This is a genomic window from Arthrobacter sp. Br18, from assembly GCF_000520555.1.
GTDB lineage: Bacteria > Actinomycetota > Actinomycetes > Actinomycetales > Micrococcaceae > Arthrobacter_D.
This window is the reverse complement of record NZ_KI914877.1, coordinates 77,075-99,502: the sequence shown is the minus strand read 5'-3', so window position 1 is coordinate 99,502 and position 22,428 is coordinate 77,075. Positions and strand designations below refer to the sequence as shown.

The 22,428-nt window shown below is 66.2% G+C and carries 23 protein-coding genes; 12 read left to right on the top strand and 11 right to left on the bottom strand.

Annotated elements, in window-relative coordinates:
• From sufD to Y704_RS0113025, 5 genes are all read left to right on the top strand, one after another.
• Positions 1-1,263: a Fe-S cluster assembly protein SufD gene (gene sufD, locus Y704_RS0113045; protein ID WP_035772711.1), complete on the top strand. Its 1,263-nt coding sequence runs from the start codon at positions 1-3 to the stop codon at positions 1,261-1,263.
• Between the two features lie 14 nt (positions 1,264-1,277).
• Positions 1,278-1,634: a non-heme iron oxygenase ferredoxin subunit gene (locus Y704_RS0113040; RefSeq protein ID WP_026550446.1), complete on the top strand. Its 357-nt coding sequence runs from the start codon at positions 1,278-1,280 to the stop codon at positions 1,632-1,634.
• A 65-nt stretch (positions 1,635-1,699) separates the two neighbouring features.
• The gene (sufC, locus tag Y704_RS0113035; protein ID WP_026550445.1) at positions 1,700-2,473 is read left to right on the top strand and encodes a Fe-S cluster assembly ATPase SufC; all 774 of its coding nucleotides are present in this window, start codon (positions 1,700-1,702) and stop codon (positions 2,471-2,473) included.
• A 29-nt stretch (positions 2,474-2,502) separates the two neighbouring features.
• Positions 2,503-2,832, top strand: coding sequence for a metal-sulfur cluster assembly factor (locus Y704_RS0113030; protein WP_026550444.1), 330 nt, complete (start codon positions 2,503-2,505; stop codon positions 2,830-2,832).
• A gap of 185 nt (positions 2,833-3,017) precedes the next feature.
• Positions 3,018-4,505, top strand: coding sequence for a glyceraldehyde-3-phosphate dehydrogenase (locus tag Y704_RS0113025; protein ID WP_081747641.1), 1,488 nt, complete (start codon positions 3,018-3,020; stop codon positions 4,503-4,505).
• Positions 4,506-4,581: 76 nt separating this feature from the next.
• On the opposite strand, the gene Y704_RS0113020 is transcribed toward Y704_RS0113025, so the two are convergent.
• The 5 genes from Y704_RS0113020 to Y704_RS0113000 all read right to left on the bottom strand — a co-directional run bounded on the left by Y704_RS0113020 (position 4,582) and on the right by Y704_RS0113000 (position 8,888).
• Positions 4,582-5,280 (bottom strand): potassium channel family protein, encoded by a 699-nt coding sequence (locus tag Y704_RS0113020; RefSeq protein ID WP_026550442.1) that lies wholly within the window; start codon positions 5,278-5,280, stop codon positions 4,582-4,584.
• The gene (locus Y704_RS0113015) at positions 5,273-6,610 is read right to left on the bottom strand and encodes a TrkH family potassium uptake protein (RefSeq protein WP_026550441.1); all 1,338 of its coding nucleotides are present in this window, start codon (positions 6,608-6,610) and stop codon (positions 5,273-5,275) included. Before Y704_RS0113015 ends, Y704_RS0113020 begins: the two co-directional genes overlap by 8 nt.
• Before the next feature lie 230 nt (positions 6,611-6,840).
• Entirely contained in the window at positions 6,841-7,482 is a 642-nt protein-coding gene (locus tag Y704_RS0113010; RefSeq protein ID WP_026550440.1) for a CbiQ family ECF transporter T component, read from the bottom strand.
• Positions 7,479-8,111, bottom strand: a complete 633-nt coding sequence (locus Y704_RS21180; protein ID WP_253904335.1) for an energy-coupling factor ABC transporter ATP-binding protein — start codon at positions 8,109-8,111, stop codon at positions 7,479-7,481. The genes Y704_RS0113010 and Y704_RS21180 overlap by 4 nt, the downstream gene beginning before the upstream one ends.
• Before the next feature lie 246 nt (positions 8,112-8,357).
• The gene (locus tag Y704_RS0113000) at positions 8,358-8,888 is read right to left on the bottom strand and encodes a biotin transporter BioY (RefSeq protein WP_253904329.1); all 531 of its coding nucleotides are present in this window, start codon (positions 8,886-8,888) and stop codon (positions 8,358-8,360) included.
• A 278-nt stretch (positions 8,889-9,166) separates the two neighbouring features.
• On the opposite strand from Y704_RS0113000, the gene Y704_RS0112995 reads away from it, so the two are divergent.
• Positions 9,167-10,765: an ABC-F family ATP-binding cassette domain-containing protein gene (locus tag Y704_RS0112995; RefSeq protein WP_026550438.1), complete on the top strand. Its 1,599-nt coding sequence runs from the start codon at positions 9,167-9,169 to the stop codon at positions 10,763-10,765.
• Between the two features lie 23 nt (positions 10,766-10,788).
• On the opposite strand, the gene Y704_RS0112990 is transcribed toward Y704_RS0112995, so the two are convergent.
• The 4 genes from Y704_RS0112990 to Y704_RS0112975 form a co-directional block, all read right to left on the bottom strand.
• Positions 10,789-11,988 (bottom strand): mechanosensitive ion channel family protein, encoded by a 1,200-nt coding sequence (locus Y704_RS0112990; RefSeq protein ID WP_026550437.1) that lies wholly within the window; start codon positions 11,986-11,988, stop codon positions 10,789-10,791.
• A gap of 111 nt (positions 11,989-12,099) precedes the next feature.
• Positions 12,100-13,023 (bottom strand): SURF1 family cytochrome oxidase biogenesis protein, encoded by a 924-nt coding sequence (locus Y704_RS0112985; protein ID WP_026550436.1) that lies wholly within the window; start codon positions 13,021-13,023, stop codon positions 12,100-12,102.
• Positions 13,024-13,359: a hypothetical protein gene (locus Y704_RS21175; protein ID WP_253904328.1), complete on the bottom strand. Its 336-nt coding sequence runs from the start codon at positions 13,357-13,359 to the stop codon at positions 13,024-13,026.
• The gene (locus Y704_RS0112975; protein ID WP_026550435.1) at positions 13,352-13,738 is read right to left on the bottom strand and encodes a DUF3099 domain-containing protein; all 387 of its coding nucleotides are present in this window, start codon (positions 13,736-13,738) and stop codon (positions 13,352-13,354) included. Before Y704_RS0112975 ends, Y704_RS21175 begins: the two co-directional genes overlap by 8 nt.
• Positions 13,739-13,848: 110 nt before the next feature.
• Here Y704_RS0112975 and fabG point away from each other — a divergent pair, with 110 nt between their 5' ends.
• Together fabG and Y704_RS0112965 are read left to right on the top strand one after the other, a co-directional pair.
• Positions 13,849-14,613: a 3-oxoacyl-ACP reductase FabG gene (gene fabG, locus Y704_RS0112970; protein ID WP_081747639.1), complete on the top strand. Its 765-nt coding sequence runs from the start codon at positions 13,849-13,851 to the stop codon at positions 14,611-14,613.
• A gap of 98 nt (positions 14,614-14,711) precedes the next feature.
• A complete protein-coding gene (locus Y704_RS0112965; RefSeq protein WP_026550433.1) occupies positions 14,712-15,461 on the top strand; it encodes an SDR family oxidoreductase in 750 nt (249 codons plus the stop codon).
• 36 nt (positions 15,462-15,497) lie between these two features.
• Here Y704_RS0112965 and serB read toward each other — a convergent pair whose 3' ends face one another.
• Positions 15,498-16,463: a phosphoserine phosphatase SerB gene (serB, locus tag Y704_RS0112960; RefSeq protein ID WP_026550432.1), complete on the bottom strand. Its 966-nt coding sequence runs from the start codon at positions 16,461-16,463 to the stop codon at positions 15,498-15,500.
• A gap of 95 nt (positions 16,464-16,558) precedes the next feature.
• Here serB and Y704_RS0112955 point away from each other — a divergent pair, with 95 nt between their 5' ends.
• The 3 genes from Y704_RS0112955 (at position 16,559) to Y704_RS0112945 (ending at position 18,570) form a co-directional block, all read left to right on the top strand.
• The gene (locus tag Y704_RS0112955; protein ID WP_026550431.1) at positions 16,559-17,341 is read left to right on the top strand and encodes an ABC transporter ATP-binding protein; all 783 of its coding nucleotides are present in this window, start codon (positions 16,559-16,561) and stop codon (positions 17,339-17,341) included.
• Positions 17,342-17,369: 28 nt separating this feature from the next.
• The gene (locus tag Y704_RS0112950; RefSeq protein WP_026550430.1) at positions 17,370-18,206 is read left to right on the top strand and encodes a TrmH family RNA methyltransferase; all 837 of its coding nucleotides are present in this window, start codon (positions 17,370-17,372) and stop codon (positions 18,204-18,206) included.
• Positions 18,207-18,312: 106 nt separating this feature from the next.
• Positions 18,313-18,570, top strand: coding sequence for a type B 50S ribosomal protein L31 (locus tag Y704_RS0112945; RefSeq protein WP_026550429.1), 258 nt, complete (start codon positions 18,313-18,315; stop codon positions 18,568-18,570).
• A 92-nt stretch (positions 18,571-18,662) separates the two neighbouring features.
• On the opposite strand, the gene pepN is transcribed toward Y704_RS0112945, so the two are convergent.
• Positions 18,663-21,278: an aminopeptidase N gene (pepN, locus tag Y704_RS0112940; protein WP_026550428.1), complete on the bottom strand. Its 2,616-nt coding sequence runs from the start codon at positions 21,276-21,278 to the stop codon at positions 18,663-18,665.
• A gap of 266 nt (positions 21,279-21,544) precedes the next feature.
• On the opposite strand from pepN, the gene Y704_RS0112930 reads away from it, so the two are divergent.
• Positions 21,545-22,342 carry a SurA N-terminal domain-containing protein gene (locus Y704_RS0112930; protein ID WP_026550427.1) on the top strand — a complete coding sequence of 266 codons (798 nt, stop codon included), beginning with the start codon at positions 21,545-21,547 and terminating at the stop codon, positions 22,340-22,342.
• Positions 22,343-22,428 lie beyond the last annotated feature (86 nt).

Below are 22,428 nucleotides of genomic sequence, written 5' to 3'. Positions count from 1 at the left end.
ATGGCTGAAACGACCAACGTAGACGAGATAACGCGCAACCCGACGTCGATCGAAGGGTTCAGCGAAGAAGGCGAAAGCCTCTCGGAGCTGAATACCGGGACCGAGCAGCTCGGCCTCAAGAAGCACAGCCACGGCAATGCCCCGGTGATCCCCGAGGCATCGAGGGGCGAGCGGCTGAAGTCCTATGACCTCTCCGACTTCGCTCCGCTGACCGGCCAGGAGGAAGACTGGCGGTTCACTCCGTTGAAGCGTCTCCGAGGGCTCCACTCCGATCCACTGACGGGCACCGCCCCGACCGTGACGGTCACCGGTGCGCCGAACGTGCTCACCGAAACGGTGGAGCGGACAGACGGCCGGATCGGGTCCGCGGCCATCCCGGAGGACCGCGTCGCCGCAGCGGCCTGGGCCGCCGTCGCGACCGCCACCGTCATCACCATCCCCGTGGAGACCGTCGCCGACGGCGAGGTGCTGGTCGACCTGGCCGGAACCGACAGCACTGCCGCCGCGCAGCACGTCGTCATCCACGCGCGTCGGTTCTCGAAAGCCGTTGTGGTGCTCGATCACCACGGCAAGGCCACACTCGCGCAGAACGTCGAGATCAACGTCGAGGACGGCGCGGAACTCACCGTGGTCAGCGTCCAGCAGTGGGACGACGACGCCGTGCATGTGTCATCGCAGCAGGCAAGAATCGGCCGCAACGCGCGCTACAAGCATGTGGTGGTCAGCCTCGGCGGAGACCTCGTGCGGCTCACTCCGTCGTCCGTCTTCACCGGCCCGGGCGCCGAAGTGGAGATGTACGGCCTGTACTTCGCCGACGCCGGCCAGCACCTCGAGCAGCGCCTGCTCGTGGACCACGCCGTGCCGAACTGCAAGTCACGCGTGACCTACAAGGGAGCCCTGCAGGGCAAGGACGCGCACACCGTCTGGGTGGGCGATGTCCTGATCCGCAAGGCCGCCGAGGGCACCGACACCTACGAAACGAACCGGAACCTGCTGCTGACCGACGGTGCGCGTTCCGACTCTGTTCCCAACCTCGAGATCGAGACCGGACTCATCGAGGGCGCTGGCCATGCCAGCGCCACGGGACGTTTCGACGACGAGCACCTCTTCTACCTGATGGCCCGCGGCATTCCGGAGCGGACAGCACGGCGCCTGGTGGTGCGCGGCTTCCTCAATGAGGTCATCCAGCAGATCGGAGTGCCGGCACTCGAGGAGCGCCTGTCCGAGGCTGTCGAGGTCGAACTCGCAGCAGGCAATCTGTGATGGCCGAGCCTGGGATGGCAGAACCGGCCGGTGAGTTGATCTGCAACGTCGATGACATCGGCGTGAAGCAGGCGCTGCGCGTGCTGATCGATGATTACCCCGTGGTCGTGGTGCGCGATTCGGACGGCGAGATGCACGCACTGGGCGACACCTGTTCGCACGCTGACATCTCGCTCGCCGAGGGCGACGTCGAGGGCTGCGTGATCGAGTGCTGGGGCCACGGATCCCAGTTCGACCTCCGCAGCGGTGCACCGCTGCAGCTCCCGGCCTACGAGCCGGTCCCCGTGTTCGCCTTGGAGATCCACGAAGGAAACGTCTACGTGGACGTCAGTACGGTCACCAACGGAGCGCCCGCACCCCAGCTTGGCTAGCCGCCCGCCGCGGCCCCCATCCCCAGACGACACCCTGCATGCCAGGGCGAAGGAGAAGCAACGAAATGTCCACCCTTGAAATCAAGGACCTGCACGTCAGCATCGAGACCGAGCAGGGCACCAAGCCCATCCTCAAAGGCGTCAGCCTGACGATCCGAACCGGTGAGACCCACGCCATCATGGGGCCCAACGGTTCCGGCAAGTCGACGCTGGCTTCCACCATCGCGGGCCACCCCCGCTACACCGTCGACAGCGGTTCCATCACGCTCGACGGCGAGGACGTCCTCACCATGAGCGTCGACGAGCGGGCACGCGCCGGCCTCTTCCTCGCCATGCAGTACCCCGTGGAAGTTCCCGGCGTCACCATGACGAATTTCCTCCGCACTGCCAAGACCGCGCTTGACGGCAAGGCCCCGAGCCTCCGCCACTGGACCAAGGACGTCAAGGCGGCCATGGGCCAGCTGCGCATCGACGCGGACTTCGCGCAGCGCAACGTCAACGAGGGCTTCTCCGGCGGCGAGAAGAAGCGTGTCGAGATCCTTCAGCTCGAGCTCTTCCACCCGAAGTTCGCCATCCTCGACGAGACCGATTCCGGCCTCGACGTCGACGCCCTCAAGGTCGTGTCCGAGGGCGTCAACCGCGAGCACTCCAAGGGCGAGATGGGCACGGTGCTCATCACCCACTACACCCGGATCCTCCGCTACATCAAGCCCGACCACGTCCACGTCTTCGTGGACGGCCGCATCGCCGAGCAGGGCGGCGCGGAACTTGCTGACCGGCTCGAAGAAGAGGGCTACGATCGTTTCACGGCCACCGAAACGGCTGCAGTCCAGGCCTAGGCCCATCCCGCTTCGGCGAAAGGAACACCATGACTGATGTGCAGGCAGCGCAGACCGCGCTGGAGGACGTCGAAGAGGCACTCCGCGACGTCATCGACCCTGAGCTCGGGGTCAATATCGTCGACCTCGGCCTGCTGTACGGGCTTAAGTACGCCGACGACGGCGCGCTTCTGATCGACATGACGCTCACCACGGCGGCATGCCCGCTCACCGACGTCCTCGAGGAGCAGGTGGGGCAGTCACTCGACGGCGTCGTGGACGACTGGCGGTTGAACTGGGTGTGGATGCCGCCGTGGGGTCCCGAGAAAATCACCGAGGACGGCCGCGACCAGATGCGCGCGCTGGGCTTCAACATCTAGGGATCAGCCCCGGCTGAAGTGACATTTCGATGGCGGTTCCCCCGGGAGCCGCCATTGCGCTGTCCGGACACAGCGCCGCGGGTGTTCGGGATAAACTCGAGTAAAACACCAGCCAACGATGCCGGCGTCATCCTGCGCCCATCGGGTTGGGTCAGTCCGTGCCGGGGAACCCGGCACAGTGAGGGATGCAGTTGACGCACCACAATCCGAGCACGAGCCTGGAAACCTGGATGAGCCGAGAGGCACTGGCCGAGGCCATGATCCCCCTGATCGGCCATTTGTACCGGAACAACAACGTGGTGACGAGCATCCATGGCCGCAGCTTGATCAACAAATCGACGATGAACATCCTCAAGGCACACCGTTTCGCCCGGCGCCTCAGCACCGAGGAGCTCCGTCTGGAGGACACCGTCCCCCTGCTCAGGATCCTCACCGACCTGGACCTCGGTGCGGCAGCGATCGACATCGCCCGGCTGCGCCTACAATTCGACCTCGAGAACGAGGGCCGCACCCTTGAGGAGTTCGTCCGCGAAGAACTCGCCGACATCGTGGGAAAGGGCGGCCGGGACGAAAGGACGAGCACCGACGTCGTGCTCTACGGGTTCGGGCGGATCGGGCGCCTCCTTGCCCGGCTGCTCATCGAAAAGGCCGGCGGCGGACACGGGCTGCGGCTGCGCGCCGTGGTGGTCCGGCGCGGGTCCGACAACGACCTCGCGAAGCGCGCGAGCCTCCTCCGCCGGGACTCCGTGCATGGTTCCTTCGAGGGAACCATCCAGGTGGATGAGGAGGCGGGAACCATCACCGCGAACGGCGTCCACATCCAGGTCATCTACTCGGATGATCCCTCGACCATCGACTACACCGCGTACGGAATCTCCGATGCCCTTGTGGTGGACAACACAGGCCGCTGGCGCGACGCCGACGGCCTGTCCCAGCACCTGCGCAGCGCCGGCGTCGCGAAGGTCCTGCTCACGGCTCCCGGGAAGGGCTCGCTCAAGAACATCGTGCATGGCATCAATCACGGCACGATCACGGAGGCGGACACCATCGTCACCGCTGCGTCCTGCACGACGAACGCCATTGCTCCGGTACTGAAGGCTCTCAATGACCGTTTCGGAGTGGTGCACGGGCATGTGGAGACAGTGCACTCCTTCACCAACGACCAGAACCTCATCGACAATTTTCACCGCGGGGACCGACGGGGCCGCTCAGCGGCCCTGAACATGGTCCTCACGGAGACGGGCGCGGCGAAGGCCGTTGCCAAGGCACTCCCGGAACTGGAAGGCAAGCTGACCGGAAGTTCCATCCGGGTTCCCACGCCGGACGTGTCCATCGCCATCCTGAACCTCACGCTGCGCTACGCCACGACGAAGGACGAGGTGAACGCCCATCTGCGCGAGATGTCGCTGCACTCCGACCTGCGCAAGCAGATCGACTACATCGACTCTCCCGAGGTCGTCTCCACGGACTTCGTCGGCTCGCGCCGCGCCGGGATCGTCGACGGCCTGGCGACGATCGCGGACGGGACGTTCCTCGTGCTCTATGTCTGGTACGACAACGAGTTCGGCTACAGCTGCCAGGTAGTGCGGGTCATGGAGGAGATGGCAGGCGTCCATCCACCGGCCTTCCCGGTGAAGGAGACAACCGCGGCGCAGGTCGCTACCGCGCTTTGAGCCCAGGAGGGTCCCAGCCTGTGTACCGGGACCCTCCATCCGGTGATCGGTAGGCCCGTCCCGGCAGGAGTCCTGGCTAGATCAGGGCACTGAATGCTTCTGCCTTGGCGGTGGGCCCTGCGACGATAATCTCGTCGTCGTTGTAGAGCGTGGTTTCGTTGGTCGTGTAGTCCCACTGCCCGTGGGTGCGTTTCACGGCCACGACGGTGACACCGTATTTCGCGCGGATCCTGGTGGTGCCGAGCTCCCGATCCCAGGTCTCACGCGGGGGATGGGTCTTCACCATGGCGAAGTTGTCCTCGAACTCGACGTAGTCCAGCATGGTTCCGCGAACCAGGTGGGCGACGCGCTTTCCCATGTCCTGATCAGGTTGGACCACGTTCCTGACGCCGAGCTGACGCAAGATCTCCGCGTGCGGTTCGCTGGTTGCCTTCGCCCAGAGGGTGGGTTTCTCGAACCGCAGCAGGATCGAGGTCGTCAGGATGCTCGCCTCAAGGTTGCTGCCGATTCCCACGACGACGCGGTCGAATTCATGCACTGAGAGCTGGCGGAGGGCGTCCTCCTTCGTGGAGTCGGCGCGGACCACATGGGTCAGCGCGCCGTTGAAGGACTGCACCACGTCCTCATCGGAGTCGATCCCGAGCACTTCGGTGCCGGCAGCGACCAGTTCGCGGGCGAGGGCGCCGCCGAACCGGCCCAGTCCGATGACCGCAACCGAGTCCGCTTCCGCGATCCGATCCATGCTCTTGGGGGAGAAGAGGTTCGTCTTAGCCAATGAGGGGCCTTTCCTTCGGGTACTCATACAGGATGGGTTTCGAGCGCAGCGCCAGTGCGGATGCCAGGGTGATGGGCCCGAGCCTGCCCATGAACATCACGATCACCAGGAGGATCTGCCCCACCGGAGGCAACTGTGCGGTGATTCCGGTGGATAGGCCCACGGTGCCGAATGCGGAAACCACCTCGAACAGCAATCGGTCCAGCCCGAAGTCGGTGATCAGCATCAGGAACATGGTGGATCCGACGACCACGGTCACGGCGAGCAGAACAATGGTGATGGCCTGGCGGTGCACGGCCCGTGAGAGCCGCTTGCCGAAGATGTTGACCGCGGGCCCTCCGCGGATCTCCGTGTAAAGGATGAAGAACAGAACGCCGAAGGTGGTGACCTTCAGGCCGCCGGCGGTGCCGGCCGGGCCGCCTCCGATGAACATGAGCACGTCCATGGCCAGCCAGGTCACCGGATGGAGTTCGGCGAAGTCCACGCTGTTGAACCCGGCGGTACGTGTCATGACGGACTGGAAGAAGCCGGCATGGATTTTCCCGGCCGGGTTCATGGGGCCGAGCGTGCCGGGGTTGGACCATTCGACAGCGGTGATGAAGACACCGCCACCCACCAGAAGAACCGCCGTGCCGCTGAGAACAAGATTGGTGTTCATGGACCAGTGGAGGGGCCGGCGGAATTCCCGCCGGAGTTCGAAGAGCACGGGGAAGCCCAGACCACCGATGATGACAGCCAGGGCCACTGGAACACAGACCCACGGGTCACTGGCGAACTGGATGAGACTGTCACTGAACAGCGCGAAACCGGCATTGTTGAAGGAGGACACCGAGTGGAAGATGCCCAACCAGGCCGATTCCGCCGGGGAGTAGCCATAGGCGAGTTCAAAGCGCGCTGCGAGGCTGAGGGCGGTGACCGCCTCGACGAGGAGGCTGAGTTTCAGGACGCCGAGCAGTACGCGCCGCACGTCGCCGAACCCTGCGCTCCTCGTCTCCGCTGCGGCGGTGAGGCGCGACCGGAGACCGAGCCTGCGGGCCAGGAGCACTCCCAGCAGGGAAGCGAAGGACATGATGCCGAACCCTCCGAGCTGGATGAGTCCCAGGATGATTCCATGACCGAGGGGAGTCCAGTACACGGGGGTGTCCACGATGATCAGCCCGGTCACGCACACCGCGGACGTCGCAGTGAAAAGTGCCTCGAGGATGGTGGCACCTCCAGCGCCGGCCCTGGCCGCCGGCAGCGTCAGAAGCGCGGTGCCGGCAAGGATCGCTGCGGCAAACCCGAGCACAATGAACTGGGCGGGGTGTCTGGGCGCGAGATGGGCCCTGATCCAGGCAAAACTTCGGTCAAGCCGGAGGGAAAGCGCCTGCAGCGGGAGCCGGGATATTACTATCCCCGACAGGCGCCGGGCACTGGCACCACGTGGACGAACCTTCACCGGCAGGGAGATCCTTACATTCTGGTGCGCGACCAGGTGGGGGGCAGAACTTCAACCTCCTGACCCTACAACCCCCTGTCATCCTCGTCCACAACGTCGGCGACCGATGCCGACACCGTCCCTTACGCCCCCGGCGTCGGGCGGTCATCCTCGCCGAGCCCCCGGGCGGCCAGGGCCTCTCCGGTACGGTGCGCATAGGCCACGGCACTGACGACCACCGGGACCACTGTGGCGCGCACGCTGCGCTCGAGTCCGCGGGCTCGTGCAGCATCCCGGACGTCCAGCAGCGAACCCGCCAGGTAGGGGATGCTGCGCATCAGGATGGACAGCGCCAGTCCGAACCGTTCAGGGTCTCCTCCCACGGCCCTCACCGGACGGGCAACGAACACCACGCCGTCGAGGAGTTCCTGGCCCGGTGTCGTCAGGGTGAGGACGCGCGCTGCCAGCACGCAGACCAGGATGTTCCCCGCGGTCACGAAGGCCGGCACAGGGCCGTTTGTGAAGCCCTGGTAGGCGAGCAGCAGGCCGAGTACGGGAAGAAGCGGCAGCACGGTCTTCCCGAGCTGCACGGCTGGCGTGTGCGCGCCGATCGTGAGCGCCAGCGTCACCACGGCCAGCCCTGCGGCAGTAGCTTCCGGAGCCCTGGCGGCGAGCACTGCCGTGCTGAGGAGGACGGACAGAAGGACCTTGAGCCACAGGGGAGTGCGATGCAGCGCCGAGTTGCCGGGAACATACAGCCCGAGGAGGTTTCCGTGCCCCCTCATGCTGCGCACAGGCGTCGGTAGAAGGTGACGGCGTCCGGCGGTGCGCCGTCGAAGGCGACGCGCCCTCCGTCCACCACCAGGCATCGGTCGCTGTCGAGCGCAAAGGAGAGGTTGTGCGTGGTGAAGATGAGCTGGTCGGCCACTCCGCGCAGGGTCTCGCGGACTCGATTCTCGTTACGGAGGTCAAGCAGGGTGGTGGGCTCGTCCGCTACCAGGATCGACGGTTCCACGGCTGCAACGACGGCGATGGCGAGCAGTTGCCGTTCCCCGCCGGACAGGTCGTAGATGCTGCGGTCCGCGAGGTCGGCGATCCCGAACCGTTCCAGCACCTCCACTGCCGCGAACCTCCGCTCCGCCGGCCGTCGAATGCGGCCCCGAAGGGACAGTTCCACATCCTCGCGTCCGGTGGGCATGACGAGCTGGGACAGCGGGTCGGTGAAGATGAACCCGACCCGGCGCCGCACATCACGGCCGCGATGCCGGGTGTCCAGCCCGGCACTGGTCACCGAGCCCGACGACGGCAGGACAAGACCGTTGATCAGCTTGAGCAGGGTCGATTTCCCCGACCCGTTGGCACCGATGATGGCAATCCGCGGTTCGGTCAGCGACAGGGTGAGGCCGTGGAGGATAGCGCGTTGCCCGTCGCCGGCGTCGACAGCACGGGCATCGACAGTGCCGGCGTCGACAGTGCCGGCGTCGGCGGGGACGCGGACAGCCACCCGGTCGAATTCAATCACGGGTGGATCCCGGTCATGGGTGGATCCGGTCATGGGTGGATCCGGTCATGGGTGGATCCGGTCATGGTCGGACCCGGACATGGGTCGGGTACTGCCATGGTTCGAACCCTGCCGTGGCTCGCACTCCGTCCTGCCTGGTCAGGAGGAGGCACCGGCCTTCGGACGGCGCGCCGGGGCCAGCAGCCTCGGGAACGCTCGGTGGACGGACAGAGCGATGCCCGCAGCGAGGGCATTCTTGACGACATCGCCGGGAAGGAACACCGCGTCCGCCAGTACAGCAGCCTGCACCTCGAGCCCGCCGTTGATGACGAGCCCTGCAATACCGAGGGGATGAACCGTCAGAAGGCTGGCTGTCAGGCCCGCAAGGAACAGGCCGATCCACCGGAATCGCGCGGCCCGGCGGAGGATCAGGACAGCGAGGAACCCCGCGAGGAGTGCCGCGAAGGGGAAAGCAAGAAGGTAGCCGGCCGAGGGCCCCGCCAATACTCCAAAGCCGCTGCGGAACCCGCTGAACACGGGCAGCCCGGCCAGCCCGGCAACCAGATACAGCCCGACCGCCGCGAAACCGCGGGTCGGTCCGAGGACGAGCCCGGCGAGCACAACCCCCAAGGTCTGCAGCGTGATGGGCACCCCGAGCGAGCCGATCGGTATACCGGGTAGGATTGCCAAGGCGGCAATGAGTGCAGCGAAGACTGCAATCAATGACAGGTCGGTGGATGTCCACCGTTTTCGTGAATGCCAGCTGGACTTCCCGGCCGGCCCGATGATCGTTTGTCGGGTGGGGTGCATGGTGAATTTTCCTTTTGGATACCGGCGAACCGCCGAGGGACTGTAGGGCATCTCCATCAGATCCCGCTTCTGTCCGACAATAGCGCCGGATTTCCCGGAATCCTTTGTAGGGTTTCCACAACAATTGCCCTGTGCGGCAACACCGAAAGGCCACGGATTTGATTACCGTATCGAACTTGGAGCTGCGTGCTGGAGCCCGGTTGCTCATGGAGTCGGTGTCCTTCCGGATCGACCGCGGCGACAAGATCGGCCTTGTGGGGCGCAACGGCGCCGGCAAGACCACTCTGACGCGTGTCCTTGCGGGCGAGTCGCTCCCTGCCGGGGGAACGGTCACGCGGGCCGGGGAGATCGGTTACCTCCCGCAGGATCCACGGACACCGAACATGGACCAGCTCGCCCGCGACCGTATCCTGTCCGCGCGCAATCTGGATACCGTCGTGACCGAGCTCCGGCAGGCGCAGGAGGACATGGCCAGCGAGGTGGTGTCGGTCCGCGACAAGGCCATGGCCCGGTACGACCGCATCGAGTCGGCTTTCCTGGCCGGCGGTGGGTACGCAGCAGAAGCCGAGGCAGCAGCGATCTCCTCGAACCTGGCTTTGCCCGAGCGCATCCTCAACCAGCCGCTCAAAACGCTTTCGGGCGGTCAGCGGCGGCGTGTCGAGCTCGCGAGGATCCTCTACTCGGGGGCGGAGACGATGCTCCTCGATGAGCCCACCAACCACCTCGACGCCGATTCCATCACGTGGCTTCGCGAGTTCCTGAAGAACCACCAGGGCGGTCTGATCGTGATCAGCCACGACGTCGAGCTGCTCGAGGCGACGGTGAACAAGGTGTTCCAGCTCGATGCCAACCGGGCCACGATCGACATCTACAACATGGGCTGGAAGCGTTACCAGCAGCAGCGTGAAACCGACGAGCGTGCGCGGAAGCGTGAGCGCGCCAATGCGGAGAAGAAGGCCCAGGTCCTGATGGACCAGGCCAACAAGATGCGCGCGAAGGCCACCAAGGCCGTTGCGGCGCAGAACATGGCCAAGCGCGCGGAGCGACTGCTCGGCGGTCTCGATGCGGTGCGGGCGAACGACCGCGTGGCAGCGCTGCGGTTCCCTGATCCCTCCCCGTGCGGCAAGACCCCGATGACGGCTGAGGGACTGAGCAAGTCCTACGGCTCACTCGAGATCTTCACCGACGTCGACCTCGCGATCGACCGCGGATCGAAGGTGGTCATCCTCGGCCTGAACGGCGCCGGCAAGACGACCCTGCTGAGGATGCTCGCAGGAGTGGATGCGCCCGACACGGGGAAAGTGATCCCCGGGCACGGGCTCAAGGTGGGCTACTACGCCCAGGAGCACGAGACGCTCGACACCGAACGCACTGTCCTGCAGAACATGAAATCCTCGGCTCCCGACATGCAGGACGCCGAGGTGCGCGGCATCCTCGGTTCGTTCCTGTTCTCGGGCGACGATGTCGACAAGCCGGCCGGGGTGCTCTCAGGCGGAGAAAAGACCCGGCTGGCGCTGGCGACGATCGTGGCGTCGTCGGCCAATGTCCTGCTGCTTGACGAACCGACCAACAACCTGGACCCGGCGAGCCGCGCGGAGATCCTTGGCGCGCTGCGGAACTACTCCGGAGCAGTGGTCATGGTGAGCCACGACGAGGGCGCCGTGGATGCCCTGAACCCTGAACGCGTGGTCCTGCTGCCCGACGGCGTGGAGGACCTCTGGAACGAGGACTACCTGGAACTGGTCACGCTCGCGTAGTCGCGTCCGCCCAGCGGGGCCGTTCAGCTGGAGTTCCGCAGGGCCTTCCGCTCCTCGAACACCTCCTCGCCGGGCCCGGTCAGGGCGCGCCCTCTGCGGTCTGCCTCGGGCGAGCCGCTGAACAGCCGTGCGTCGGCCATCCGGCGTGCCGCGCCGTCGCTGTCCGTCGTGTCCGGCTCGGCCGGCGGGGCCGTCTGCACTGCTTCCCACCGCTGCCGGGGCAGCGCGTCCGGGTAGCCGTCCTGCAGGAAGACCACCATTGCCTCGCGGACCAGGCACTGCAGATCCCAGATCGCTCCGCTGTCCGCCGCGCTGATGAGCACGCGGGCCCGCATGAGGCCGTTCACGGCTTCAGTGACCTGCAGTGTGGCGGTACGGCCGTCCCATAGATCGGTCCCCTCGAGGACGGCGCGCAGGTGTCCGCGCATCGCGTCGATGGGAGCGCGCCAGTCCAGGTCCATCTCCACGGTTCCCAACAGCTCGGATCGCCGCCGCGTCCAGTTCTCGAAGGGGGTGGTGGTGAAGTAGGTGGACGGCAGGATCAGCCGGCGCTCATCCCAGACCTGCACCACCACGTACGTCATGGTGATCTCCTCGATGGTGCCCATCTTGTCCTCGACGACCACCACGTCATCCACCCGGATGGCATCAGTGAAGGCGAGCTGCACCCCGGCGAAGACGTTGCTGAGCGAACTCTGCACGGCCAGCCCGGCCACGACGGAGAGGAGGCCGGCGGAGGCGATGATGCCGGCGCCGACCGCGCGTACCTCGTCGATCGTGAGCAGCACGGTGGCCGCCGCCAGGGTGATGATCACCGCGACACCGACGCGCCGCGCCAGCATGATCTGCGTCTTCAGCCGGCTCATCCGTCGGCGATCCTTCGTTTCGCTGCCGTATTTCCTCAGCAGCACCGCTTCGATCAGCAGGAGCAGCATCGCTGCAAGCCAGGCCAGGGCGGCTATGAGGGCCAGCACCAGAAGGTAGTTCACCGGCCCGAACCATGGCATGTCGCCTGCTGTAGCGCCGAGCGCCATCCGGATCGCGGTGATGCTCAGGACGGCGCGAAGGGGTGTCCGGGCACGTCGCGAGACGCCTTCGATGTCCGGGACGTTACGGAGCCCGCGGGCGACTACGCGCCGGATCAGCCAGGCCAGGACGACGGCGGCTACCACCGCCGCGATGACGGCGATGACGGGCAGCGATGCGGCGAGGGGATCATCCATGCTTCCACCGTGTCAGACCGCAGGGGGGGTACTGTCCACCCCGACCGCCGGTCGTCCGGCAACGTACGGCCGGCGCCCAGGTTCGGCTCGCCAGTTTCATCGGCGGCGGGCCTATGAGATACCCCGCGCATCGAGGATGGCGTCTTCCTCTTCCTCGGAGGTGGGTCTGCGCCGTGCCGCCCGGCGGGAGATGCGTGGATCCGCCCCGGCGCGAGGTCCGTCGTGGCCGGAAGGATAGGGTCCGGCAGGGTCGCGTCCGAATACGGCATTTTCCGCCGGGTCGGCCTCGCCGGCGTTCCTGTCCTCCTCGGCGTTGAGGCGGCGCTGCTGGCGCGCGGCGTAGCCGAGTCCGACGAACAGGAGAACGCCGAACGCGAACCACTGCATCGAGTAGGAAAGGTGGGGTCCCTCGTTCACCGAGGGTTTGGGGAACTGGACCGGAGCGACGGCTGCGGCCGGGCTCTCGGAGGCCATCAGGCCGTAAGCGTCGGTCTGGACCGGATAGTCGAGCCGTTCTGCGTAGCCGGGGAGGTCGATCGATGCGATTTGGCCGTCGGGAGCGCCGCGGTCCACCGCGGGCTCGCCGGGCCGGACGCGCGCGATCACGGTCACGTCGCCGTCGGACGGCGCCGGTACGGCGTCGGGTCTGCCGGCTCGGTCGTTGCCGATCGGCAGCCAGCCCCGGTTGATGATGACGGCCGTCCCGTCGTCGAGCCGGAGGGGTGTCAGTACCTCGTAGCCCGGTTGGCCGTTGAGGGGACGGTTCCGCACGATGACCTGGTTGGCGGTGTCATATTCACCCTTCAGAACGACCGGCGTCCACTCGCGGTCGGCCGAGTAGGAGGCGAAAGAGCTGGTTCCGGCGCTGTAGGGCACCGGGGTTCCCTCGTAGTTCGCCACGATCCGCTCGATCTCGGCAACGGCGAGTTCCCTGCGCTCCATCTGCCAGTTGCCGAGTCCCACGCAGGCGGCAGCGAGAAGAACCACGAGCAACAACCACCCCAGCCAGCGCGGCGAAAGAAGGAAACGGTACACCTACCGTCCCTCCGGTTGGGGCGCGGTGCCGGAGGGGCCGGTGCCGGGCATTCCCTCGACCGGGGCGCCTGCTCCCGGTGTCCCTGCGGCCAGTGGCAGTGTTTCCTTCCACAGCCCGCGCGTCTGCAGGTACTCCTCGAACCACTCGACGTGCTCCCGGCAGGACACCCAGGTCTTGCGGCGCTCGGGCGGGTGAATGCGCGGGTTGTTCCAGAGCAGCCGCCAGCCGGCGTCGGCCCGGCAGCCTTTCCTCGAACAGACGGCCCGGCCGGATACCGGGCCCTGAAGCCCTCCGTCAAGAGAGTCGAGAACGCTGAAAGCCACGCGTTCAGGCATGCCGCGAATGTTCCTCGTCGACGATCTCACCGGACAGGACGTCGTCCCGGGAATTCGGTTCAGCATCACTCACCCGAGCTTCGATTTCGCGCACCGGCGCACGGTCCAGAAGGGCATCGCTGTGGCGGATATCACTGGTATCGCTGCCGCCGTTGGCGAAGATCACGGCGAAGTAGGGCAGGAAGACCGCCCCGGCGATCATGACCCACTGGAGCCAGCCCTCGACAACGAACACGAGGACGAAACAGACGAGCCGGATTCCCATCGAAATCGAATACTTGATCATCCGTGAGCGCATCTCGTCGCTGTGGGACTCGCGTGCATCGGAGATACTGTGGACATCCGGGCCGTGCTTACGCTGCCTTGTTTGCTTACTCATCACACTCCGTAGGGACTGCATCTATTGTCTCACCGCGGGCCCCTTTGTTAAAGTTGGGAGGCTCGCCGCTAGGATCGACGGGATACTTTGACAACGTCTAGGTGGGCACAATGTGTCCCGGAAAAGCGGAGGGCCTGGTGCAGGCGGAAAACCAGAGCACGGAGACTCAGGCAGGACGGAGCGTCCTGGTGACGGGCGGCAACCGTGGCATCGGCCTCGCCATCGCGCAGGCGTTCCTCGCCGGTGGTGACAGGGTCGCGGTTACCTACCGGAGCGGAGAGGTACCCGCGGGAATGCTCGGGGTTCGGGCCGACGTCACCAGCATGGAGCAGATCGATGCGGCCTTCACGGAGGTGGAGGCCGCCCACGGCCCCGTCGAGGTGCTCGTCGCGAATGCAGGCATCACGCGGGACACGCTCCTGCTGCGCATGAGTGAGACGGACTTCACCGACGTCGTCGACACCAACCTCACAGGGGCGTTCCGCGTCGTCCAGCGCGCCTCCAAGGGGATGATGCGGCTCCGTAGAGGACGTGTCGTGCTGATCTCGTCGGTGACGGCGCTGTATGGAGCGCCCGGCCAGATCAACTACTCCGCGTCGAAGGCCGGGCTGGTGGGAATCGCGCGGTCGCTGACCCGGGAACTCGGCTCCCGCGGAATCACCGCCAACGTCGTGGCTCCCGGCTTCGTCGACACCGACATGACGGCGGCGCTGCCCGAGGACACGCGGAAGAACTACCTCGCCACCATCCCCGCGGGAAGGTTCGCGTCCCCCGAGGAGGTGGCGAAGGTGGTCACCTGGATCGCAGGCAACGATGCCTCCTATATCTCGGGAGCCGTGATCCCCGTTGACGGCGGCCTCGGCATGGGCCATTAGGGCGCCCGCCCAGGAGAGGCCGGGCACGACACCCGCCGGGCAATACATTCGTACGACCCGCTGAAAGACTTCGCAGAAATCCGGAAAAGGAACAACACATGGGTACGTTGAACGGCACAGGAGCAATCGTCACAGGGTCATCACGGGGGATCGGGGCCGACGTCGCCCAGCTCCTGGCGGCGGAGGGCGCCGCCGTGGTGGTGAACTACCGCCAGAAGGCGCCGCGGGCCAGCAAGGTGGTGGCGGCAATCGAAGCCGGCGGGGGGAAAGCCGTTGCAGTCGGTGCGGACCTCACGGCTCCGGACGGCGCGGCAGCGTTGATCGCTGCGGCACGGGAGAACTTCGGGGTGCTGAACCTGCTGGTCCTCAACGCTTCCGGTGGGATGGAAACCACCATGGGCGAGGACTACGCGCTGAAACTCAACCGGGATGCGCAGGTCTCCATGGTGAAGGCGGCAGCGGACGTAATGCCGGCAGGCTCGCGCATCGTGTTCATCACCAGCCATCAGGCGCACTTCATCAACACTGTCGAAACCATGGAAGCCTACGAGCCCGTGGCCCGGAGCAAACGCGCGGGTGAGGATGCCCTGCGCGCTCTCATTCCGGAGCTGGAGGCGAAGGGCATCTCCCTGGTCGTGGTGTCGGGCGACATGATCGAGGGAACGGTTACTGCCACGCTCCTCGACCGCGCCACCCCCGGCGCCATCGAGGCACGCCGCGAGGAGGCAGGCCGGCTCTATTCGGTGTCCGAATTCGCCGCGGAGATCGTCCGGATCGTGACCGCAGACGTTCCCTCCGGCCACACCGAATATGTGGGGGGAGCACAGGACTTCATCGCCAAGAGCTGACCTGCCGGGGGACGCGCAGTCGTCGGGGGACTGGCGTCAGAGCCCCGCGAAGTGGCGGACGACGTCGAGGAACGGCATATCGACGGTGGCGGACGCCACCTCCCGAAGCGCAGGTTTCGCGCGAAAGGCGACGCCGAAACCGGAGGCCGACACCATGTCGATGTCGTTGGCGCCGTCCCCGACGGCGATCGTCCGTTCGAGCGGGATGCCGGCGTTGGCGGCCCACTGCCGGAGAGCGCGCTCCTTGGCGGCGCGGTCCACCACCGGGCCGGTCACCCGGCCGGTGAGCGTGCCGTCAACAATCTCAAGCAGGTTGGCGCCGGCGTAGGTGAGCTTCAGACGCCGTGCCAGCGGCCGCAGCAGCTGGGTGAAGCCGCCGGAGACCGCGGCGACGTGGTGTCCGGCGTTGAGAAAGGCATCGACGAGGACCTCAGCGCCTTCGCTGAGTTCTATACTCCTGCCCGCCGCGTCGATCACCGACGCTGGCAGTCCGGCCAGGGTGGCAACCCTCGCGTGAAGGCTCTCGGCGAAGTCGAGCTCGCCGCGCATGGCCCTTTCGGTCACCTCCGCGACGTCGATTTCCTTTCCCGCATAGGCGGCCAGGAGTTCGATCACCTCCTGCTTGATCAGCGTCGAATCGACGTCCATGATCAGCAGCTTCCGGCCCGGTCCGAAGACCGGCGCAGGCACGACGGCGGTGCCGGCGTCGCAGGGGACGGAAAGGGTGGTGCGGGAATGTCCACGAGCGCCGCCCTCTGTGCCAGCGGAGGTGCCGTCGCTGTCCGTCGGCTGGTGCTGCAATGCTCCGGTCACCGCTGCGCGCAGGCCGTCCGCCGTCCCGCCATAGGTGACGGAAAGCGCCTGGCCGGTATAGCCGATTCCCGAAGCGTCCCCGATGCCGGTGATGACCCCGCCGACGGCGGTCACGGCGGAGCGCACCCGGAAGAGCCTGCTCCCGGTGAGGGCAGTGCCATAGCTGACTACCCGGTAGTCGCGGTCCATTGTTCCTCCGGCGGGTGCTCGTTCGAGATGGGGCCCATGCGTCCCGCCCGCACGGTTTCGCCAAGTGCCCGCCTATTAGCCTAGTGTCTAGTCCCATGAGTGACGTTCTGGAACTGGCGGGAGTGAGCATCGTCCGGGGCGGCAAAACCCTGCTGGACAGTATCGACTGGCAGGTGCGCGACGGTCAGCGCTGGGTGGTGATGGGCCCCAACGGTGCCGGGAAGACGACCCTCCTGCAGGTAGCAGGCGCACGGATCCACCCCACGAGCGGCGTCGCGGGAATCCTCGACGAGGTGATGGGGGCGGTGGATGTCTTCGAACTGCGTCCCCGCATCGGGCTGGCTTCGGCAGCGCTTGCCACCCAGATCCCCGAACACGAAACCGTCCTGAACGTGGTGGTGACTGCCTCCTACGGCGTGACCGGGCGCTGGCGTGAACAGTATGAGCGGCTTGACGAACGGCGGGCCTTCCGCCTGCTGGATGCCTGGGGCATGTCCACTTTCATGAACCGGCCGTTCGCTTCGCTGAGCGAGGGTGAGCGGAAGCGCGTTCAGATCGCGCGCGCGCTGATGGCTGATCCGGAGCTGCTCCTGCTCGACGAACCTGCCGCGGGCCTCGACCTCGCAGGCCGGGAGGACCTGATCCGCAGGCTCACCGGTCTTGCCCGGGATGAGGAGGCACCGGCCCTGGTTCTCGTGACCCATCACCTCGAGGAAGTGCCCCCCGGCTTCACCCACGCGATGCTGCTCCGTGAGGGCGGGATTGTTGCGTCCGGCCCGATCGACGGCGTCCTGACCGAGGACAACCTCAGCGCCGCGTTCGATCTTCCGCTCAGCGTCAGCCGGATCAACGGCCGGTACAGCGCCGTCGCACGGTGAAGCAGCGCCAGGTCACGGATTCCCGCTGATGCCCCGCATTCGGCTTGAGGGCCCGGACGATTCCCGCCTGACCGACTACCGCGGCCTGACTGACAGCCAGTTGCGCCGACGCACCGAGCCCGCTGCGGGGCTCTACATTGCCGAGGGTCCGAAAGTGCTCCGCAGGGCCGTTACGGCCGGACATACGCCGCGTTCGTTCCTGCTCACCGAAAAGTGGCTCCCCGAAGTTGAGGACGTTCTCCAGCGGTTTCCTGGTGTGCCGGCGTTCGTGGGTGACCCGGACATCCTCGAGGGCATCACGGGCTTCCACCTGCATCGTGGGGCGCTTGCGGCGATGAACCGGCCCGCTCCGAGGGATCTGGAGGCGGTGCTGGAAGGTGCTACCCGCGTGGCGGTGCTCGAGGACATCGTGGACCACACCAACCTCGGGGCACTGTTCCGTTCGGCCGCCGCACTGGGAATCGACGCCGTGCTGCTCAGCCCGGGATGTGCCGATCCGCTCTACCGCAGGGCAATCCGCGTCAGCATGGGCAGTGTCTTCCAGGTCCCGTGGGCGCGTCTGGTGGACTGGCCGCTCGGCCTGGGACTGCTGCGGGAGTCCGGTTTTGCGGTCGGTGCGCTCGCCCTCACCCCGGGAGCGGTGGGAATCGAGGAGTTCGCTGCTGAACGGCACGGTCGGCTTGCCCTGCTGCTCGGTACCGAAGGAGGCGGCTTGTCCCAGGCTGCGCTCGCCTCAGCCGATGCTGCGGTACTGATCCCCATGCACGGGGGCGTTGATTCGCTCAATGTGGCCGCCGCTGCCGCCGTCGCCTTCTGGGAGTGCAGGGACAGGACGCCCGTCGGAGGGACGGACAGGCCGCTTTAGCACAGCCCACCCGCGTGCGGTAGTATGGCTGGTTGGTCCCCGCGGCCGATCCAACTTTCAATCACCAGTGCCTGGCAAAATCCAGGCAACCAGAGAAGGTATTCCTGTGAAGTCTGATATCCACCCCAAGTACCAGTCGATCGTCTTCCGCGACCTCGCCTCCGACAAGGCGTTCCTGACGAAGTCGACGGCCACCTCGAAGAAGACCATCGAATGGGAGGACGGCAACACCTACCCGCTCATCGAGGTGGAGATCTCTTCCGAGTCCCACCCGTTCTACACCGGCAAGCAGCGGATCATGGACTCCGCCGGCCGCGTGGAGCGCTTCAACGCCCGCTTCAAGGGCTTCGGCGCCAAAAAATAGGTTTGCGGCGGACACACCGGGTCCGGCCCGGCTGTGGTCAGCGAGGAAGAGTCACGCCCGGCGGCGTGGCTCTTTCCCTTTAACCGGCACCTTTATCCGGCGGGGCTAGCGGCCTGTTGGGCTCGTAGTGCACGGAGGAGGTGGTCCCGCTCTTCAATGACGATCCGGCGCAGCGCGAGTGGAGCAGTGCTGGTGCCTGCCAGCCAACGGTCGGTAGCACGCACTGCGGGATGGGCTGCTGCATCCGTACTCCCGTCGAGGTCGTGGCCGCCCGGATACAGTCCGCGCACTGCCCGGCTCGCCATTTCGATCCCCCGGAGCTGCCATACATCGGCAATGGAGTCGAAGTAGCGGGTGTCGAAGGGTGCACTCAGCCCGACGCCTCCCAGCGTGAAGCCCTCGATCGTGGCGCTGAGAAGGTCGTTGGAGAGCAGGTTGCCGAACATCGCCTCCTGCCACGCGGCCTGCTTCACCGCCGGATCCGGAAAGGCAGCGGACGCTAGGGTGAACCCCACCCTGCCGAAGGCGGTGTTGTCGGAGGCGAGTTCGTTTTCGAGCTCATCGACGGACGTGAGTCCGTGCGCAGCCAGCGCCTGCAGGAACATCCATCTCAGCTCGGCGTCGACCTTCAGCCCGGGAACAACGGCGGTGCCGTCGAGCAGCGCCCTGAGTAGCACGGTGGGGCCCGCGGAACTGCGCCCCGCCCCGGCCAGGGCGCGCGCCCAGGCGAGCTGCAGGTCGGAGCCCTGTCCGGACGCCGTCAGGCCGTCCTCCAGCAGGGTCGCGTACCGGTGCCGGAGCGCCGGCCTCACTGCGGCAGGGGACAACCGCTCGATTGCGGTCCGCGCGTTCGCGAGAATCACCTGCAGGACGCCGACGCCGGTCTCCCGTGGCGCCGCACGCTCCACGGCCGTCAGGTAATCCTCCGGGCTGAGGTGGGCATCGCGCGTGGTGGACCAGAGAGCCGCCAGGCACGTGGCCCTGGCCAGGGGATCCCGTACCCGGTCCACCGCCTCCATCAGGGTAGCCTGCGAGCGCTCGTCGAAGCGCAGTTGCGCGTACGTGAGGTCGTCGTCGTTCGGAATGAGCAGATCCGCCTGGCGAACGCCGTGCAGCGCAGGAACGCGGGTGAGTGTCCCGGAGAGTGTGACCTGCTCCGACGCCGTGCGGACGAGGTCGCCGGCGGTGTCGTACGAATACAGCCCCAGCCGCACGGTGTGCGCGCGCGGCCGCTCCTCACCGGTGACGGGGTCGGTGGCGTCCTGCCGCACGGTGAAGGACGCGTAGGCGCCGTCGTCGTCGAGCGTACTCTCCGTTTGCAGGGTGGAGACCCCCGAGGTCTGGAGCCACTGCCGGGCCCAGGTGCTCATGTCCTCACCGGTCGCGTCCGCGAGGGCGTCGAGGAAATCGGCGAGCGTGGTGTTGGAGAACTCGTGCTTCCGGAAGTAGCTGCGCGATGCGGCGATGAATGCGTCGAAGCCGCAGAAGGCGACGAGCTGCTTCAGCACTGCGGCGCCCTTGGCATACGTGATGCCGTCGAAGTTCTGCTTGGCGGCTTCAAGGTCCGGAATGTCGGCAACGATGGGATGCGTGGTCGGCAGTTGGTCCTGCACATACGCCCACGCCTTGCGCTTGTTCGCGAAGCTGATCCACGAGGTGTCCCATCGGGTGGCTTCGGCGACGGCGAGCGCGCCCATGTAGTCGGCGAACGACTCCTTGAGCCAGAGATCGTCCCACCACACCATGGTCACGAGGTCCCCGAACCACATGTGGGCCATCTCGTGCAGAATCGTGTTCGCCCGGGCCTCATGCTGGGCCGCCGTCGCTGCCGAACGGAAGACGTAATCCTCGGTGAAGGTGACCATGCCCGGATTCTCCATGGCACCGAGGTTGTACTCCGGAACAAAGGCCTGGTCATATTTCCCGAATGGGTACGGGTAGTCGAACAGGCCGTGGAAGAACGTCAGCCCGCGCCGTGTGATGTCGAAGAGTTCCTCGGGGTCGAAGGAACCGGCGAGTGATTTCCTGCAGTACAGGCCTAGCTCGATGCCCGCCGGAGTTGCTGTGACGTCCTCGGGGTGCCAGGAGCCGGACACATGGTGGTACGGGCCTGCCAGCACCGTGGTGATGTAGGTGGAGATCCGCGAGGTCGGTTCGAAGTACCACGCGGTGGCGTCCCCGCCGAGGTCCTCGCGGCGGCCGACGACGGCGTTCGATGCGACCGACCACGACGACGGCGCCTGTACGGAGAACGTGAAGGACGCCTTGAGGTCGGGCTGCTCGAAATTGGCGAACACGCGGCGGGCGTCCGCCGGCTCAAACTGCGTGTACAGGTAGGTCAAGCCGTCCGCCGGGTCCACGAAGCGGTGCAGACCCTCACCGCTGCGGCTGTACCGGGCTGTGCCGTCCACCGTCACGGTGTTGTGTGCGCGCAGATCGTCCAGCTGGATCCGCGTTACCCGGCGGGTCGGGTCGACATCCAGTTCCACGCCGTTCAGCTCGACCGCTTCGACGCCGTCGGAGAGAAAATCAAGGAAGGTCGAAGAACCCGGTTCGGCGCAGGTGAACGTGATGGTGCACCGGGACCGGAAACCCGTTGCCTGCGGATCCTCCGCGTTGCGCAGGTCGAGCGCGATGGTGTACGCGTCGACCCGAAGGAGCCGCGACCGTACCGCCGCTTCGTCCCGTGTGAGGTTCTCGTTATCCATCCGGTCATTCAATCATGTGCCGAAACAGCCGGCAGGACACCTCTGCTGGCCTTTGCCAGACTTCTCCAAGGTGGAGGAACTAATGTCGGTAGGTGTCTTCGGGAAAAGCCGTGGCACCCGCGTGCCGATCGAAGTCCGGGATCACGGACGTTTCCACCGGGCCCTTGAAGGTCGGGGCGATCCGCACAGGCGAGCCGTCCGAATTCGTCGCCACGACAAGTTCACGGCTATCCGCTGCAATCAAAGGTTTAGAGGTAAGGAAAATTATGTTGAAGAAGCAATGGTTGATGGGTCTGGTTCTCGCCGGATCGGTGTCAGTGGCAGGCTGCAGCGCAGCGAGCGAGAATCCGTCGGAAGGATCCGACACCCAGCAGGAAGCTCCCGCCGAGGGCAGCGGAGAAGCCGCTGAGGGCGGAGAAGCCGCCGCACAGGAGGCCCTGCCCGAGCCGGACCTCGAGGGTATTCCCGACGTGGTGGCGGAGGTCAACGGGGAGAAGATCCTCAAGGATCAGTTCACGAAGTCGTATGAGGGCCAGTTCCAGCAGGTGGCCACGCAGTCGCAGATGAGCGGCGAGGAAGTGGATCAGGAACAACTGAAAACCCAAACGGCCGACACCCTCATCGGCAGTGAGCTCCTCGTCCAGGAGGTGGAGAAGCGCGGCATCACCGCTTCCACCGAGGAAATCGATGCGTCGTGGGCAAAATTGATCGAGTCGAGCCAGCTTGGGTCGAAGGAAGAGGTCATCGCCGCCATTGCGGAGCAGGGCATCGATGAAGCAGAAGTGACGTCCCAGGTGGAAGCCCAGGTCGGCGTCGACAAGCTCATCGCGGAGGAGGCCGGCGAGACCACGGCCACCGAAGAGGAGCTTTCGGAGCTGTATGAGCAGGTCAAGGCACAGCAGGGTGCGGCGGGCGGACCCGAAGGCCAGGAATCGGAATTCCCCTCCTTCGACGAGGCACGGCCCGCTCTTGAGGAGCAGGTAAGGGGCCAGAAGGAAGGCGCAGCAGCGGAGGCATTGGTCGCGTCCCTCCGCGAGGGCGCAGACGTTGTAGTCCACCTCTAGAGTCCGGCCTGGAGCGCCTGGTCCCGCCGCCGAGCCTAGCCCGCGAGCTGGAACAGCAGCGGCGGGGCGAGGACGCATCCAAGCGC